The organism is Thermomonospora umbrina, assembly GCF_003386555.1.
Classification (GTDB): domain Bacteria; phylum Actinomycetota; class Actinomycetes; order Streptosporangiales; family Streptosporangiaceae; genus Thermomonospora; species Thermomonospora umbrina.
This window is the reverse complement of the sequence record NZ_QTTT01000001.1, coordinates 1,520,580-1,535,530: the sequence shown is the minus strand read 5'-3', so window position 1 is coordinate 1,535,530 and position 14,951 is coordinate 1,520,580. Positions and strand designations below refer to the sequence as shown.

Sequence of the window (14,951 nt, the reverse complement as noted above, 5' to 3'; positions counted from 1 at the left end):
CCACGGCGCGCAACGCCCGGCCCGTGACCACGGGAACCGTCAGGTCACGGGCACAGGAGGAAAGGCGACCTTTCGTGGACGTGTGAGGACTGTCAGCCGTTCGGGCAGGAGTCCCGGTACTCGCTCAGGGTGCTGTCGGTCGGCTTCGGGCACAGGAACTGGTCGTAGCGGGTGTCGTCGTCGATGAAGCGCTTCATCCACGACGTCGCGAGCTTGCCGACCAGCGGGGTGTCGACGGTGACGCTGAAGTGGTTGCCGCCCTTGATCTCGGCGTACGCGCGCTCCGGAGCCGACTTGAGGCTCTCGTAGAACGGCTCGGAGTGCGCGCCGACACCGGCGATCAGGTCGTTCTGGGCGCCGATGATCATGGTCGGGACCTTGACCGTGGACCAGTTGTTGGTGAGGTGCCACGGCGCCAGCGGAACGGCCGCCTGGATGTTCGGGTGCGTGTTGGCCACCTCGAGGGTGCCGCCGCCGCCCATCGACCAGCCCATCACGCCCAATCGCGTCGGGTCGATCCGCGACCGGATCGCGTCCGGGGCCTGCTTGGTGACCCAGTCCAGCGCAGCCCTCATCTGCGCGGCGCGCCCGCCCGGAAAGTCGACGGGGCTGTTGGTGGTCAACGTGATCACCACGAAGCCGTTCGACGCCAACCGGGGGCCCAGCCACCCGATCGAGGACTCGGGCGACAGGAAGCCCGGAGTGATGGCGATGGCGCCGAACGTGCCCTGACCGGTGTCGTTGGGGTAGTAGACGGTGCCCTGGTTGAACCCGGCGGAGGCGTTGGCGGGTGCCGGCACCTGCGTGAACGCGAACGGACCCAACTTGGCGCTGACGCTCTGCTCGGTCGGCGCCGGCCCACGCTCGTACGGGCTCGCCGCCCGCTGCGCCGACTCGGCCGGCGCCGCGACGGCGACACCCGCCAGCAGGGCGAACGCCGCCGGGAGCATCTTCAGTCTGAATTTCATCGAGAGGAGACCGGCCCTTCTGTCCCACGGGGTGGATGTACGAGGGTGAGTGTGTTCCGACACAATCCCGATTGCTGCTAGGCGTCCTACGCTCTTGCTCCCACGGCTTTGTCAGCCCGCTACCAACGTTCGGCTCTCTTAGCGGGCACTCACAAAAAGGAGGTCCGCCTTTTAGCAGTGCATGCAAGCCACCACGCCCGGTGGGTCGCCCCTGACGCTCCGTACCGTCCAGCGGGAACGAACCGGCCCCAGCATCGGTCGCCTCCGTGTCTTTGAGTCGGAGTAGCTCGGGTGTCGAAGGGTCAGCACCCCACCCGGCACCTTGGGGAGCGCCGTCGCTCTAGAACGACGATCCGAGCCAATCCGGAATGGTGCTGCCACTGCATGACCTCGGTGTCGGGAGCGGCGCTCTCCCGTTACCGGACGAATTTCAGCCCGCATCCCTCGTGCAAGATCCTGCTGCGTCAACCGCTTTTCCTGAACTCCTCCGCCGTACAACAACATGGCCACCGGATGGCGCAAGCCCCCTGGGGTTGTCCGATGAACGGGTCGCGGGCCGACCGCAGACTGGCCGCCCTGCCGGTGGTGCCGCCGGCAGACGACTGTCGCGGCTGGAGGAGTCAACGAGGCGCGTAGCTCTGGGACGCATGACGTCCCGTACGTCTCCGTTGGTCGGCACGGCGGTCCAGGGCTCGTTCGCCGTGTCGGTCAGGTGTGGCCGTGCTCGCGGCGGTGGCGGCGGACGGCGATGGAGGTGACGCGGGCGGCGGCGGCGGGGTTGAGGCGGCCGGCGCGCCAGGCGGCGCGGCCGAGGGAGGGGGCGACGATGAGGGCCTTGTTGCGGCGGATGCCGAGCATGATGTCGTCGGCGAGCTTGTCGGCGGTGTAGAGGCCGCCGGGCTGCTTGCGGATGGCCTCACGGCCGTCGCCGCTGAGCGTGGTGTCGGGGAGGTCCTTGTTGATGTCGGCCAGCAGCGGGGTGTCGACGAAGCCGGGGCAGACGACGCTGACCTTGACGCCCCTGACGGAGGCTTCGGCGCGCAGACCCAGGGAGAGGCCGACGACCGCGTGCTTGGTGGCGGTATAGGGGATGCCGAGGGGCATGGGGAGGAGACCCGCCAGCGACGCGGTGTTGACGATGTGTCCGGAGCGCTGCTCCAGCATGATCGGGTAGGCGGCGTGCACGCCGTGGACGACGCCCATGAGGTTGATGTCGACGGCGCGGCGCCAGTGGTCGAGGGTGAGTTCCTCGGCCAGTCCGCCGATGGCGATGCCGGCGTTGTTGAACACCAGGTCGAGTCGTCCGTGGTCGTTGTGGACGTCCTGGTAGAGGCGGGTGACGGCGGCGGCATCGGTGACGTCCAGCGACGCGGCGTGCGCCTTGCCCTCGCCGAGGGTGTTGAGCCGGTCCGCGACGGCCTCGGCGCCGGTCGCGTCGATGTCGGAGACGATGACGGTGTCGCCGCGGGCCACGAGGGACGTGGCGATCGCGCGGCCGATGCCGGACGCTCCGCCGGTCACGATCGCGATCTTCATGGTGGGGCTCCGCTCAGGCTCGGGCATGGGAGTGGTCATCAACGATGCGGTGCGGGGTGGGGCGTGACGGCACGGATCGTCGGCGGTCCGCGCCTGCGGTGACGCGCAGCGCCGATACCGGAGTCGGGCACCTGGACGAACCGGCCGTCAGGCGGCGGTGGTGCACCGGGCCGGCGGGCGCGTTCGGCCGTCCGGGCAGGCTCGAACGGGTCCGGTGGGGACCTTCACCGATTCCCGTCGATCTCGAAGGTCTTTTCCTCGGCGATGTCGATGGATTCGGGGGTGGAGTCGGACGCGCCGATGCTCAGGTCGGTGATCTTGGCGTCGGCCTTGGTGACACCCAGGACGGGGCCAACGCGGTCAGCCAGGCGGGGAAGGCGATGCCGCCGGACCCCTGGGTCAGCCAGAACTCCTGGCCGGGCCCCAGTTGGACCGGGGCGACGCCCTGGACGTCGACGTCGGTGGGCAGATAGAACACCGGGAATCCGCGCAGCGTGATCTTGCAGCCGATGGGGAGCTTGAACCGGCCGGTGTCCACACCGATCTCGAGCACGCCCCCGGGGGCCACGCCCGCCGAGGGGGCCGCCGACACGGTCACGGCAGGCGTGGTGACCGCCGCGGCCACCACCATGCCGACCCTGCGGGACCCGACCCGCGGTGACACCGACGTTTCCGCCACATGACGAGGTTCACCTCACGGTAATGGCCTGGGGATGGACGACGCTCACTGTGACACTCTCGCGCCGACCCCAACTACGAGACCCGACCCACATGTCCACGACATTCTTTGGCAACTGTCCTAATAGCGAGCCAGGCGGAGACCATAACAGTGTGTGGTTCAGCTCTCGGAGCGATCAACTCGTTGATCTTCGACCGTGCGGCGCCGCGCAGCCCGGCGGCCAGGCGGTACGGCTCGTGGAGCCGCCGGTCGCCGTCGTCGCGGCCGGGCCTGCCGTAGACCCGTAAGGCGTCGGCACCCAGGCCCGGCATGTTGATGAAGGCGATGCCCGTGCCTCTCGTCGATCGTGAGGTGGGTGGGGCTCCGGAACCCCTTCGGGCGACGCGGAGTCGGTGATGTCCCGCATCAGCACCAACAACCCGGCCTCCGCCCGTGCCGTCATCACCAGGCCCCGCCCCGCCGAGCGCCTTACGGCGACCGCCCTCCCCGTACACAGGCGGAGGTTTCCGGAGGCGGAGGAGGGCACACCACCGCCATGACCGACATCGCGGCCCGGTACCGGCGTTGGCTGGGCGAAGTCTGGCGAGGAGACCTGGACGTCCTGCCCGAGCTGTGCACACCCGACTTCGTGGGCCACTGGCCGGACGGCGACGTGCACGGCATCCCCGCCCTGGCCGAACGCATCGGCCAGACATTCACGATGTTCGACGACGTCTCCACGTCCCTGAACCTCGGCCCGATCGTGGACGGCGACCGGGTCGCCGCCCATTGGACCTTCACCGGCGCCTACCGCGGCGGCATCCCCGGCGCCACGGCCCCACCCGGCACCCCGATCTCCTTCACCGGAGCCGACTTCATGCGCCTGACCGACGACCGCTTCACCGAGTACTGGGTGATCTCCGACACCCTGGGGCTCATGACCCGCCTGGGCGCCCTCCCCACCTGACGCCTTGCCGGCGCGAGGCGGGGCCAAGCCGACCCGCTCCGCCCGGCGACCCGGCAGGCCCCGGCCCGACCACCCGAACGACGAGGAGGCGAGCTGACGAGGGCCCGAGAACGACGGGCATGCCTCGCGGTGAGGAGCCGGCCGGGGCGCGAGGTCGTCGATCGGGTGTCCGACTCAGCCGGTGGCCGGGCCGGTCCAGCCCGCGGGGAGGCGGGCCACGCGGATCCGCTGCGGGTGGTCGCCCACGGGAATGGAGATGATCTTACGTCCGGTGGCGAAGTCGATCGCGGTGACCTGGTCGGCGGCGCTCTCGGAGATGACGCACGCCCTGCCGTCGCCGCTGACGGTGGCCCAGTACGGCTTGGCGGCCGGCACCAGCGGGCCCTCCTGAAGGGTGGCGCGGTCGACAATGGTGGCGTACTCGTCCATGGTGCCGGCGACGCACAGCTTGGTCCCGGCGGGGTTCATGGACATGCCGTGGTGGCGGGAGTCGTTGACGAAGGTGGTGCGGTCGTCGGAGGTGTCGGGGTTCTCCGGGAGGGTCTTCATGCGGGTGATCTTGTCCGCGGCGACGTCGTACTCGAAGAAGCCGTTGAAGAACGAGACCTGGAAGTACAGCGTGGACTCGTCGGGGGTGAACGCGACCGGGCGCACCGAGTCGGAGAAGTCCTTGCCGCCGAAGGCGTCCAGGCGCTCGCGCATGTCGATGGTCTTGACGACCTTGAAGGTCGAGGCGTCGGTCACGGTGATCTTGCGGTCGCCCTTGAGCCAGTCCTGCCGCGGCGCGTCGAAGTCGTTGTTGACCTCGCCGATCGACATGTTCCACAGGTGCCTGCCGCCGTCGGTGAAGACGTTCTCGTGCGGCTTGTCGCCGGTCTTGAACGACCCGAGCTGGCGGCCCGTGGCGATGTCGAGCACGTGCACGGTGTTGCCGGTGGACGCCGACACCGCCACCCGCGAGCCGTCGGGTGAGACCGCCATGTGGTCGGAGCGGAAACCGGAGACGGGGAAGCGCCACTTGAGCCGGCCGGTGGCGGTGTCGATGGAGGCCACGTCGGCGAAGCTCGGGCGCGACACGACGATGGCCGAGCCGTCCGGTGTGGTGTACAGATCGTCGGTGAACTGGTCGTGGCCCTCGCCGACGGTGTGCCGGATGCCCAGGAAGAAGATCAGCCGGAGGGGGTTGAGATGGATCTCGCGCAGCCGCTCGGCCTTGTCCGGGATCAGGTCGATGCGGCCGATCTTGGCGAAGTCGCCGGTGGACCTGATGACGTCGGCGGTGCCCTCCCAGTTGTTGCCGACCAGCATCACCTCCTGCAGCGGCGGGGCGGCGGTCGCGGTGCCGGCGGACACGACGCCTCCGGCCGCGGCCACGGCGGCCATGGCACCACCGAGCAGGGATCTGCGCCAACGCGTACGGGTCGAGGCTCGCATGTTCTGACTCCTGGGGGTGAGAGGCGCAGACTGCAGCGCACAGGCTCCGCGCCCGGGAACGGACCGACGGCGGGCACCACCATCAGACAGTTGAAAAGCAGCATCCGAGCATGCTCGACCGGCACATGCGCGGTCCTTGTGGGCCTCGCGCACACGCCCCCAAAGCTTGAAAATCGCCGTTTTCAACTTGGTTCACTGGATCGTAGACAGGTGTGGCGGCCGCCACAAGACCCGTGCGCGATAATCGGCCGCACGCAGTGAAAGGAGGTGCGGTGACCGAACCGGGCACGGCGGCGGCCGGCCGCTACAAGGGCAGGCCGGCCGGCGAGCGCCAGGCCGAACGCCACCGGCGCTTCCTGCGGGCGGGCCTGGACCTCTTCGGGGCCGGCCCCGGCTACCGCGCCACCAAGGTCATCGACCTCTGCAAGGCCGCCGGGCTGTCCACCCGCCAGTTCTACGAGGAGTTCGACACCCTCGAAGACGTCCTGGCCGAGCTGCACCTCTACGTGAACGACGTCGCGGAGCAGGCCGTCCTGGACGTCCTGCCCCACATCCAGGACGAGCCCCTGAGCGAACGACTCACCCAGATGCTGCGCGCCTACGTCAAGGGCGCCGCCTCGGACCCCCGCCACGCCCGTATCGCCTACGTCGAGATCATCGGCGTCGGCCCCCGCATGGACCGCCGGCGCCTCGACCGCCGCGCCGTGTGGATCGACTTCATCACCCACGTCGTGAACGAGGCCGTCGAACGCGGCGAGGCTCCCCCCGGCAACTACCGGATCGCCGCCGCCGCGTTCATCGGCTCCGTCAACGGCCTCATGCACGACTGGGTCGTCGGCTGGGTCGACGCCACCCTGGACGAGATCGCCCACGAACTGCTTCAGGTCGTCCTCGGCCGCTACCGCATCGCGACCTGAGCCGACCCGTACCACGGTCGGCGGGCTTCTGAGCCCGGCCGGTGCCGTCGATCGCGGAATGGGTCGTCGGCTCCGCCGGTACCGCGAACATCCTCGCGGCGGGCACGGCGACGGTCCGGGGGGCGCTCACGGTGTGCACCCTCCTTGTCTCCGGCCTCGGATCTCCCGCCCGAGGCGCGCCCGACGCGTCTCCAGGAAGGTCCGTTCGGTGTCGTTCGTGGCCAGGGCGATGGCCTCGTCGTAGGCGGCGACGGCGTCGGCGGTACGGCCGAGGCGGGTGAGCAGGTCCGCGCGGGTGGCGGGCAGCAGATGGTACCCGGGCAGGTCGAGATCCTCGATGGCGGCCAGCGCCGGCGCCGGTCCGTGCACCTCGGCGACGGCGACCGCGCGGTTGAGCGCCACGATCGGGGTCGGGGTGTGCTGGAGCAGTTGGTCGTAGAGCGCCAGCACCTGCGCCCAGTCGGTCGCCGGGCCGTCGGTGTGGACGGCGTTGATCGCGGCCTGCCATTGGTACGGGCCCGGCCGGCCACGGCGCAGGCACCGCCGCACCAGCTCATGGCCCTCGGCGATCAGCTCCCGGTTCCACAGCGACCGGTCCTGCTCGGCGAGCACCACCAGCTCACCCGAAGGCCCCACCCGCGCCGGCCGACGGGCCTCGGTGAGCAGGAGCAGCGCCAGCAGCCCGATGACCTCCGGCTCGTCGGGCATCAGGTCGGCGAGGGCCCTGGCCAGGCGAACGGCCTCCTGGCACAGGTCCGTCCGCAGCAGTTCCCCGGAGGTCGAGGCGTATCCCTCGTTGAAGACGAGGTAGAGCACGGTGAGCACCGAGGCCAGCCGATCGGGCAGTGCGGCGTCGTCGGGCACCCGGTAGGGGATGCCGGCGTCCCGGATCTTCTTCTTCGCCCGTACGATCCGCTGGGCGACGGTCGCCTCCGGCACCAGATGGGCCCGTGCGATCTCGGCCACCTCCAGCCCGCCGAGCAGGCGCAGGGTCAGCGCCGTCTGCGCGAGCGGCGACAGCGCCGGGTGGCAGCACGTGAAGATCATGCGGAGCTGGTCGTCGCGCACCGGCCCCACCTCCTCCGGCTCGTCGGGTGCGTGCAGCAGCAGCGCCTGCGCCTGGCGGGCCTCGCGGGTGGACTCGCGGCGCAGGCGGTCGATCGCCCGGTTGCGGGCGGTGGTCACGATCCACGCGCCCGGGTTGGGCGGCGTCTCGTCCCACTTTTGAACGGCCACCGCGAACGCGTCCTGCACGGCCTCCTCGGCGAGCCCGATGTCACCGAGGAGGCGGGTCAGCGTGGCCACGCACCGGCCGTACTCCGCCCGATAGACGCCGTCCAGGTCCATCCGCGCTCACGTCCACTGCGCGTCTTCGAACGGGCGCACCTCGATCGGTTCCCCGCAGGCGAGGGCGCACTTCTCGGCCCAGGCCAGCGCCTGGTCCAGGTCCTCGCACCGGATCACCCAGAACCCGCCGAGCTGCTCCTTCGTCTCGGCGAACGGGCCGTCGGTCATCGTGATCGTTCCGTTGCCGGGGTGGACGACCGTGGCGGCGGACGAGGGCAGCAGGCCGCCGACGAACACCCATGAACCGGCGGCCCGCATCTCGGCGGTGACCTCGGCCGTCCGGGCCAACTGCTCCTGCATCTCCTCGTCGGACGGCGACGGCGCGCTCTCGTCGAATTGAACGGCGAGCAGGTACTTCTTCATGGCTCACTCCTTCGCGGGTTCAGGCGGACGGGCGGCGGGCGACGCCCGGGTGCGTCGGCATCAGCGGCTCGTGCGTGGACGGGGACTCAGACATGCGGGGTGGGTCGGTAGATGAGCTCCTGAGTGCGGCCGTCGAGGGTGCGGCTCTCGATCAGCTCGAGGTCGAAGTCGGCCGCGCCCTGGAGGATCGGGGCCGCTCCGGTCCGCCCGCTGATCACGGGGAAGATCGTCACCTGGACGCGGTCGACCAGGCCCGCGGCCATCAGCGCCCGGTTCATGGACAGGCTGCCGTGCGAACGCAACGGCACCCGGGACTCCTCCTTGAGCCGGGCGACGACATCGACGGCGTCGCCGCTGACCAGGGTCGCGTCCGGCCAGTCCAGAGGGCCCTGCAGCGTCGTCGACACCACCGTCGTCGGCATGTTCCTCATCCGGGTGTTCACCGGGTCGAGCTCCTTCAACTCCCCGGCGCTCGGGCCCATGATCTGCACGAACTGCCGGAAGGTGCCGGCCCCCAGCACCATCCGCTGCTCCTCGCCGTACAAGGCCAGGCGGCGGTCGAGGAACTCCGGCCCCTGCTTGCCCCAGTAGCCGCCCCAGTCACCGCTTTCGTTGTAGGAGCCGTAGCCGTCCAGGGTGGAAAAGACGTCGAAGGTGTAGGTGGCGGTCATGACGCTCTCCTCGCGAGTGGCGACCGGCCCGTTGCCGGCCTCTCACCTTGACTACGAACGGGCTCGACGCCGATCGACACCTCGCGGGAGAAAAATTGAAAGACGTACGCGCCCCGACCGCGTCCGAGGCGACGAGGTCTCCCGGGCATGGCTGAGGTGGCGGACGGGTGAGTTTGCCGACGAGAAGGCGTGGCACGGTCCGCGCACGCGGTGTCCCCCTCCCTACTGTTGGTCTGACCAGTGCCGTCTTGGCAGGGTTTGGGGAAATGGGGTCGATGATGCACGACGACACCGACGGTACGGCCGAGCAGACCGAGGTGCATCCGTTCGTCCTGGCCAAGATCCGGGCGAGCTTCCGTTGGCTGGACGCCGACGGCGACGGCGCCTTCACCGAGGCCGACCACGTCGAGATGGGACGCCGCGCCGCGGCCGCCCTGGGGTACGAGTCGGACGGTGACGCGGAACAGGAGATGATCGACGCCTACCTCAACATCTGGCGGCGCTTGCACGCCCCCTTGGACGCCGATGGCGACGGGCGTCTGACCAGGGAGGAGTTCATCACCGCCTGCACCGCCCTGACCCGCGACCCGCAGTTGGCCCGACGCACCCTGGGCGGGCTGGCCGATGCGGTGATGGCCGTGGCCGATCGCGACGACAACGGCACCATCAGCCTGCCGGAATACACCGCCTTCATCCACGGACACGCCCCGGGACTCCCCTCCGACCAGGTCGCTCAGGCGTTCGCCCGCCTGGATGTGGACGGCAACGGCCGTATCGACCACGCCGAGCTGACGGGCTGCGTCCTGGATTACTACACCAGCCCCGACCCTCATGCCGCGGGCAACTGGCTGTTCGGCCCGCCACCGCCCCATCCCGGGACAGGGTAGGCCCGGACCTTCGTCCCACCCACGTCATGCGGCGACGGCCTGCGGTCACCACAACGCCGCAGGCCAGGGGTATCCCCGCGATGACGTCGTCGACACCCGGGACGAAGGGGCGGGAGGGGACCGTCAAGGGGTCTTGCCGAGGCCGCGTGCCAGGATCGCGGCGGCGTCGGCGACCACCTCGTCCTCGCGGGGCGCGGTGGGGTCCAGCCGGTGGGTGTAGACGGCGAGGATCACCGGGGCGGTCGAGCCGGGTGGCCAGGCGATGGCGATGTCGTTGGCCATGCCGCCGTTGCTGCCGGTCTTGTCGCCGACCGTCCAGTTCGGCAGTCCGGCGCGGATGCGGGTGTCGCCGGTGGTGTTGCCGCGCAGCCAGCCGACCAGCCGAGCGCGGTCCTGCGGGACGAGGGAGCCGCCGGCGGTCAGCCTGTGGAGGTCGGTGCCCGCGCGTGCGGGGGTGGTGGTGTCGCGTCGTTCGCCGGGCGACCAGTCGTTCAGCTCGATCTCCCAACGGTCGAGCCGGGAGACGGGGTCGCCCAGGGAACGCAGGAAGCCGGTCAGACCCGCCGGGCCGCCGAGCTGCTTGAGCAGCATGTTGCCGGCGGTGTTGTCGCTGTAGCGGATGGCCGCGTCGCACAACCGCGCGACGGTGAGGCCCTTGTCCGGGCCCGTGTGCTTCTCGGTGATCGGTGAGTTGGGCTTCACCTCCTCGCTCGTCCAGTGGACGACGCGGTCCATGAGCCCGGGGTCCTGGCGGTGGGCCCTGCTCAGGACTGCTCCCGCCGCGAGCGCCTTGAACGTCGACAAGAAGGGGAAGCGTTCCTGTGCGCGGTGGCCGACGACGCGGCCGGTGCCGGTGTCCAAAGCGAACGCGCCGATCCGTCCCCGGTAGGCGGTCTCCAGGGCGCGCAGACGCTTGGTGACCTCGACCTGCCGTGCGTCCGCCGCCTCCGGCGCGCCGGAGGGCAGGGGCTGCGTGGTGGCCCGGGGCGTGCCGCGATCGGCCGCCGTCCTCGTCTCGGCCGGGCCCGCGCCACAGGCGGTCGCGCCGAACACCATGGACGCCGCCAGCGCCGCGGCACCCAGACCCCGTCGGGGCCACCGGCGATCGGTTCCGCGCATGCTCGGCCTCCTCGCCGTTCATGATCCCCTGGAAGTCCGGTAGACCGGGATCAGGGATGCCCCCCGTGCCGAACGGCCGCACCTGAACGCGAGCCTACGGCCTCTCCGGGAACGCACTCGGAGCCGGACCCACGAGCCCAGAGAGGTCAGCGGTAGGTCAGCAGGCCGCGGTCATCGCCCGTGAAGTGGGCGTGGTCGTTGAAGGTCAGCAAGGTGGTGCCCGTGGAGCCGGCCAGGACGGTGGTGACGGAGGCGTTGATCGTCACCCGGTTCAGGGAGATGACGCCGGACGGCGGGACGCCCAGCAGACCGCCGCAGAGGGCGGCGATGACGCCGCCGGAGGTGACCACGACGGCGTCCCGGCCGGTGCCGAGCGTGGTGCGCAGATCGGCCAGCGCGGCGGCGGCGCCCTGGGTGAACGCGCGCCAGCCGTCGGGGGAGTCCTCTTGGATCCAAAGCCGCAACGCCCGTTCGAGGATGGCCTGGGGGTCGTCGTCGGGGGAGTGGTCGGCGGCGTGCCGGGACACCATGTCGACGAAGTCGTACTCGTTCCATCGAGCGTCGCTGTCGGGGTGGCCGGGCAGCCCGGCGGCTTGCATCAGGATCCGGGCGGTGTCCTGCTGCCGGACCAGCGTCCCGGCCACGACGAGCGGGTCGCGGGGCTTGCGCGCGGCGAGCGTGCGGCCGAGGACGGTCGCCTGCTCGCGGCCCAGCGGGGACAGCGCGTCGTAGTCGTCGGCGCCGAAGGACGCCTGCGCGTGACGGACCAGGTAGATGACGGGCATCGGAGCTCCGGGGAGATGAGGGGTACGGGTCAGGGGCGGACGCCGCCGAGGAACAGGGCGACCATCTGGCGGCCGACCTCCCGGCGGGGGAGCGGCCCATCGTCACGGAACCAGGTGTGGACGTCGCCGACGCTGCTGAGGAAGGTATGGGTCATGACGGTCGCGGACACGTCCCTCCGCACGACCCCGGCGTTCTGCCCTTCGAGGAGCAGGTCGCGGAACATCTCGTGGTAGCGGCGGCGGTCGGCGCGGATCTCCGCGGCGTGCTCGCCGTCCAGCAGATGCATCGAACGGGCCCAGACCGCCAGCGGCTCGGCGTGCGCGGCGATGTGCTCGGCCAGGTCGAGCGCGACGTCGCGCAGCCGTCGTTCGACGGGCGCCTCGGCGGCGGCGAGGGTCGCCAACCGCTCGGTCTGCTCGACGAGCAGATCGCGGTAGATGCACAGCAGCAGTTGCTGCTTGGAGTCGAACCAGTGATAGAGCGCGCCTTTGGTGACCTCGGCGGCGGCGGCGATCTGGCGGGTGGTGGTGGCCTCGTATCCCTGGCGGGCGAACAGGTCGGTCGCCGCGGCGACGATCCGCTGCCTGGCCTGGCCGCGCCCCGGTCGGGCCGGAGCGCTCACGGCGGGCCCGCGAGCCGGCCGGTCGCGCGTTCGACGAGGATCGCGACCGCACCGCCGAAGTGCCGGAACGCGGGATTGGTCGTCTGCCCGGCGCGGTAGCGCGCCCAGATCTGCTGGATGATCACCGCGAGGCGGAACAGGCCGAACACCTCGTAGAACCGCCAGTCGCCCATCGGCAGGCCGGTCCGCTCCAGATAGCGGGCCACCATCTGCGCGCGGGTCGGCATCCCGGGCAGATGCGTGGGCTGACGGCGCAGGAGACCGTACAGGGGATCGTCGTCGGAGGTGATCCAGTAGGCCATCGACGCGCCCAGGTCCATCAGCGGGTCGCCGACCGTGGCCATCTCCCAGTCCAGCACGCCCACGATGCGCGGGGCGCCGCCGGGATCGTCGAGGGCCACGACGAGGTTGTCGAGCTTCCAGTCGCCGTGCAGCATCCGCGCCGCCACGTCCACCGGCTGCCGCTCGTACAGCCAGGTCATCACCGGCTCGGCGTCGGGCGCGTCGTCGGTCACGGCCGCCCGCCAGCGCCCGGACCAGCCCTCGACCTGGCGGGCCACGTACCCGGGGCCCTTGCCCAGGCGGGCCAGGCCGGCGCGTTCGACATCGACGCTGTGCAGGTCGGCCAGGGTGTCGATCACCGCATGGCCCAACACGCGGGCCTGCGGGGCATCCAGGGTGAGCCCGGGCGGGAGCTCGGCGCCGAGGATCGTGCCCTCGAGGCGCTCCATCACGTAGAACTCCGCCCCGATCACCGAACGGTCCTCACAGAACGCGTGCACCTGCGGCACCAGCGGCCACAACGGCGCCAACCCCCGCTGCACGGTCACCTCACGGCCCATGTCGTGGGCCGAGGCGGCCTTCGTGCCGTGCGGCGGCCGACGCAGCACGAGATCCCGGCCGGGATACGCCAGCAGATACGTGAGGTTCGAGGCGCCGCCCCCGAACTGCCGCACCTCCGGCGTCCCGGACAGCCCCGGCACCCGCCCCACCAGCCAGCGGTGAACGGCCTCGACGTCGAAGGCGTCCTCGGCGCGCAGCGCCCCGGCCCGCACCGAATCCGCCATGGTGATCCCTCCATGCGACTGCCCGACGGAGCGGCAACATACCGGGCGCTCAGTATGTCCGACAAGCCCCGACACCGTTCCGTCCGAGGGGGTGCGGCTCGTGGTGGTGGTCGCGGTGCCGTCACGGCATCGTCACGGCGTGGGCGGGCATGAGGTCGGTTCTCGTGCGTGGTCTTTTGGGGCGACGAGTTGTCGATGACCGGTCTTGGGAGGTCTTCCGGGCCGAGTCGTGCGGGTGGAGGCTGGAAGGAGAGGCGATCGCGCTTCTCCGTGCGTCGGAAGGGACGCCCTGATGGTCGATGTGATGGATCTGACCGGGTATCGGGTGCTGGACGACCTGATGCACGAGGCGGAGGCGCTCGGCCCCCATGATCTCCCCGAACTGGTCGGCCGGGCCGCGGACCGGCTGGGGCTGCAGGAGGTGACGATCTACCTCGCCGACGTGCAGCAGGACGTGTTGATCCCGCTTCCGGACCCGCAGACCCCGGAACGGCCGGTCCTGCAGATCGATGAGGGACTGGCGGGCTGGTGTTACCGGACCGCGTCGATCCGCATCGCCGAGGCGGAGTCGAACGGGCTGATGCTGTGGCTGCCCCTGGCGGACGGGATCGAGCGCATCGGCGTTCTCAGCGTGCGGACCGATCGGCTGGACGTGCCGATCCTGCGCTTCTGCCGTTCCCTGGCCGCCCTGCTCAGCCTGATCGTGCTGACCAAGGGGACCCGCAGCGACAGCTTCACCCGGCTGCAGCGCACGGAGCCGATGCGGTTGCCCGCCGAGATGGTGTGGGCCTTTCTGCCGCCGCGTACGTTGAGGTCCCCGCGGATCACGTCCTCGGCGGTCCTGGAGCCCGCCTATGCCGTCGGCGGCGACGGCTTCGACCACTCCCTGATCGATCAGACCCTGCACGCCACGATCTTGGACGCCATGGGGCACGACCTGCGGGCCGGCCTGACGACCTCGGTGGCCATGGCCGGCTGCCGGAACGCCCGCCGCAACGGCTTCGATCTCCGGGAGCTGGCCGAGTCCGTCGACCAGAACCTTTCGGAGATGTTCCCCGATCGCTACTGCACCGGGATCTTCGCCCACGTCGACCTGCCCACCGGTGAGCTGACCTGGGTCAACTGCGGCCACCCCGTGCCGCTGCTCATCCGCGATCAACGCGTGGTCACCGGCGCCCTGGAACGGCCCGCGGAGACGCCGTTGGGGCTGGGCTCGCTCACGGGGCGCCGGCGGCGCATCCAGCACTACCGGCTCCAGCCGGGCGACCGCGTCCTGCTTTACACCGACGGTGTCACCGAGGCCCGCACTCCCGACGGGGAGAGGTTCGGTCTGGACAGCTTCACCGACTTCATCATCCGCGCCACCGCCGCCGGCGAACCCGCCTACGAGGTGCTGCGCCGCCTCATCCACGCCGTCCTCGCCCACCACGACCGACACCTCGAGGACGACGCCACCATCGTGCTCTTCGAGTGGCTGCCCGCCCCCGAGCATCCGGCCGCCGCCCCCACACTCTGACGACGCCCGTCCCCGCGCGGGGTGGTCTCGGCCCGCCGCAGGGCGAGCCTCTCGGCGGGGTACGACCACCCGCGGCGTGATCATGGAGGCCGG

Annotated in this window: 15 protein-coding genes; 4 read left to right on the top strand and 11 right to left on the bottom strand. The window is 70.7% G+C overall.

Annotated elements, in window-relative coordinates; genetic code table 11:
- Positions 1-92: 92 nt before the first annotated feature.
- The 3 genes from DFJ69_RS06660 to DFJ69_RS34135 form a co-directional block, all read right to left on the bottom strand.
- Entirely contained in the window at positions 93-968 is an 876-nt protein-coding gene (locus DFJ69_RS06660) for an alpha/beta hydrolase family protein (RefSeq protein WP_116021668.1), read from the bottom strand.
- A 708-nt stretch (positions 969-1,676) separates the two neighbouring features.
- The gene (locus tag DFJ69_RS06655) at positions 1,677-2,504 is read right to left on the bottom strand and encodes an SDR family NAD(P)-dependent oxidoreductase (RefSeq protein WP_116021667.1); all 828 of its coding nucleotides are present in this window, start codon (positions 2,502-2,504) and stop codon (positions 1,677-1,679) included.
- A 304-nt stretch (positions 2,505-2,808) separates the two neighbouring features.
- A complete protein-coding gene (locus DFJ69_RS34135; protein ID WP_170177557.1) occupies positions 2,809-3,168 on the bottom strand; it encodes a hypothetical protein in 360 nt (119 codons plus the stop codon).
- Between the two features lie 550 nt (positions 3,169-3,718).
- Here DFJ69_RS34135 and DFJ69_RS06640 point away from each other — a divergent pair.
- Positions 3,719-4,129: an ester cyclase gene (locus DFJ69_RS06640; protein ID WP_116021664.1), complete on the top strand. Its 411-nt coding sequence runs from the start codon at positions 3,719-3,721 to the stop codon at positions 4,127-4,129.
- 174 nt (positions 4,130-4,303) lie between these two features.
- Here the strand turns inward: DFJ69_RS06640 and DFJ69_RS06635 are convergent, their stop codons facing one another.
- Positions 4,304-5,563: a YncE family protein gene (locus tag DFJ69_RS06635; RefSeq protein ID WP_116021663.1), complete on the bottom strand. Its 1,260-nt coding sequence runs from the start codon at positions 5,561-5,563 to the stop codon at positions 4,304-4,306.
- Positions 5,564-5,835: 272 nt separating this feature from the next.
- Here DFJ69_RS06635 and DFJ69_RS06630 point away from each other — a divergent pair, with 272 nt between their 5' ends.
- On the top strand, positions 5,836-6,480 hold the full coding sequence (locus DFJ69_RS06630; protein ID WP_116021662.1) for a TetR/AcrR family transcriptional regulator: 645 nt from the start codon (positions 5,836-5,838) through the stop codon (positions 6,478-6,480).
- 126 nt (positions 6,481-6,606) lie between these two features.
- Here DFJ69_RS06630 and DFJ69_RS06625 read toward each other — a convergent pair whose 3' ends face one another.
- From DFJ69_RS06625 to DFJ69_RS06615, 3 genes are all read right to left on the bottom strand, one after another.
- The gene (locus DFJ69_RS06625) at positions 6,607-7,827 is read right to left on the bottom strand and encodes an RNA polymerase sigma factor (RefSeq protein WP_116021661.1); all 1,221 of its coding nucleotides are present in this window, start codon (positions 7,825-7,827) and stop codon (positions 6,607-6,609) included.
- 6 nt (positions 7,828-7,833) lie between these two features.
- Positions 7,834-8,190, bottom strand: coding sequence for a YciI family protein (locus DFJ69_RS06620; protein WP_116021660.1), 357 nt, complete (start codon positions 8,188-8,190; stop codon positions 7,834-7,836).
- Positions 8,191-8,276: 86 nt separating this feature from the next.
- Positions 8,277-8,861, bottom strand: coding sequence for a dihydrofolate reductase family protein (locus DFJ69_RS06615; RefSeq protein WP_116021659.1), 585 nt, complete (start codon positions 8,859-8,861; stop codon positions 8,277-8,279).
- A gap of 275 nt (positions 8,862-9,136) precedes the next feature.
- Here DFJ69_RS06615 and DFJ69_RS06610 point away from each other — a divergent pair, with 275 nt between their 5' ends.
- Positions 9,137-9,748 carry an EF-hand domain-containing protein gene (locus DFJ69_RS06610; protein WP_170177556.1) on the top strand — a complete coding sequence of 204 codons (612 nt, stop codon included), beginning with the start codon at positions 9,137-9,139 and terminating at the stop codon, positions 9,746-9,748.
- A gap of 123 nt (positions 9,749-9,871) precedes the next feature.
- On the opposite strand, the gene bla is transcribed toward DFJ69_RS06610, so the two are convergent.
- The 4 genes from bla to DFJ69_RS06590 form a co-directional block, all read right to left on the bottom strand.
- On the bottom strand, positions 9,872-10,867 hold the full coding sequence (gene bla / locus DFJ69_RS06605) for a class A beta-lactamase (RefSeq protein WP_245974082.1): 996 nt from the start codon (positions 10,865-10,867) through the stop codon (positions 9,872-9,874).
- Between the two features lie 146 nt (positions 10,868-11,013).
- Positions 11,014-11,652 carry a histidine phosphatase family protein gene (locus DFJ69_RS06600; RefSeq protein WP_116021657.1) on the bottom strand — a complete coding sequence of 213 codons (639 nt, stop codon included), beginning with the start codon at positions 11,650-11,652 and terminating at the stop codon, positions 11,014-11,016.
- 29 nt (positions 11,653-11,681) lie between these two features.
- Complete coding sequence (locus tag DFJ69_RS06595; protein ID WP_170177555.1) at positions 11,682-12,275, bottom strand: TetR/AcrR family transcriptional regulator; 594 nt, start codon at positions 12,273-12,275, stop codon at positions 11,682-11,684.
- Positions 12,272-13,342, bottom strand: a complete 1,071-nt coding sequence (locus tag DFJ69_RS06590; RefSeq protein ID WP_116021655.1) for a phosphotransferase family protein — start codon at positions 13,340-13,342, stop codon at positions 12,272-12,274. Before DFJ69_RS06590 ends, DFJ69_RS06595 begins: the two co-directional genes overlap by 4 nt.
- Before the next feature lie 292 nt (positions 13,343-13,634).
- Between DFJ69_RS06590 and DFJ69_RS06585 the strand changes: the two genes are divergently transcribed.
- Positions 13,635-14,858, top strand: coding sequence for a PP2C family protein-serine/threonine phosphatase (locus DFJ69_RS06585; RefSeq protein WP_245974081.1), 1,224 nt, complete (start codon positions 13,635-13,637; stop codon positions 14,856-14,858).
- The last annotated feature ends 93 nt before the right edge of the window (positions 14,859-14,951 follow it).

Bases quoted from the DNA above. Each gene is read 5' to 3' on its own strand.
- DFJ69_RS06610 (WP_170177556.1), top strand. From the start codon at position 9,137: ATGATGCACGACGACACCGACGGTACGGCCGAGCAGACCGAGGTGCAT.
- DFJ69_RS06625 (WP_116021661.1), bottom strand. From the start codon at position 7,827: ATGGACCTGGACGGCGTCTATCGGGCGGAGTACGGCCGGTGCGTGGCC.
- DFJ69_RS06635 (WP_116021663.1), bottom strand. From the start codon at position 5,563: ATGCGAGCCTCGACCCGTACGCGTTGGCGCAGATCCCTGCTCGGTGGT.
- DFJ69_RS06660 (WP_116021668.1), bottom strand. From the start codon at position 968: ATGAAATTCAGACTGAAGATGCTCCCGGCGGCGTTCGCCCTGCTGGCG.
- DFJ69_RS06585 (WP_245974081.1), top strand. From the start codon at position 13,635: ATGGTCGATGTGATGGATCTGACCGGGTATCGGGTGCTGGACGACCTG.
- DFJ69_RS06615 (WP_116021659.1), bottom strand. From the start codon at position 8,861: ATGACCGCCACCTACACCTTCGACGTCTTTTCCACCCTGGACGGCTAC.
- DFJ69_RS06590 (WP_116021655.1), bottom strand. From the start codon at position 13,342: ATGGCGGATTCGGTGCGGGCCGGGGCGCTGCGCGCCGAGGACGCCTTC.
- DFJ69_RS06620 (WP_116021660.1), bottom strand. From the start codon at position 8,190: ATGAAGAAGTACCTGCTCGCCGTTCAATTCGACGAGAGCGCGCCGTCG.
- DFJ69_RS06655 (WP_116021667.1), bottom strand. From the start codon at position 2,504: ATGAAGATCGCGATCGTGACCGGCGGAGCGTCCGGCATCGGCCGCGCG.
- DFJ69_RS06640 (WP_116021664.1), top strand. From the start codon at position 3,719: ATGACCGACATCGCGGCCCGGTACCGGCGTTGGCTGGGCGAAGTCTGG.
- DFJ69_RS06600 (WP_116021657.1), bottom strand. From the start codon at position 11,652: ATGCCCGTCATCTACCTGGTCCGTCACGCGCAGGCGTCCTTCGGCGCC.
- bla (WP_245974082.1), bottom strand. From the start codon at position 10,867: ATGCGCGGAACCGATCGCCGGTGGCCCCGACGGGGTCTGGGTGCCGCG.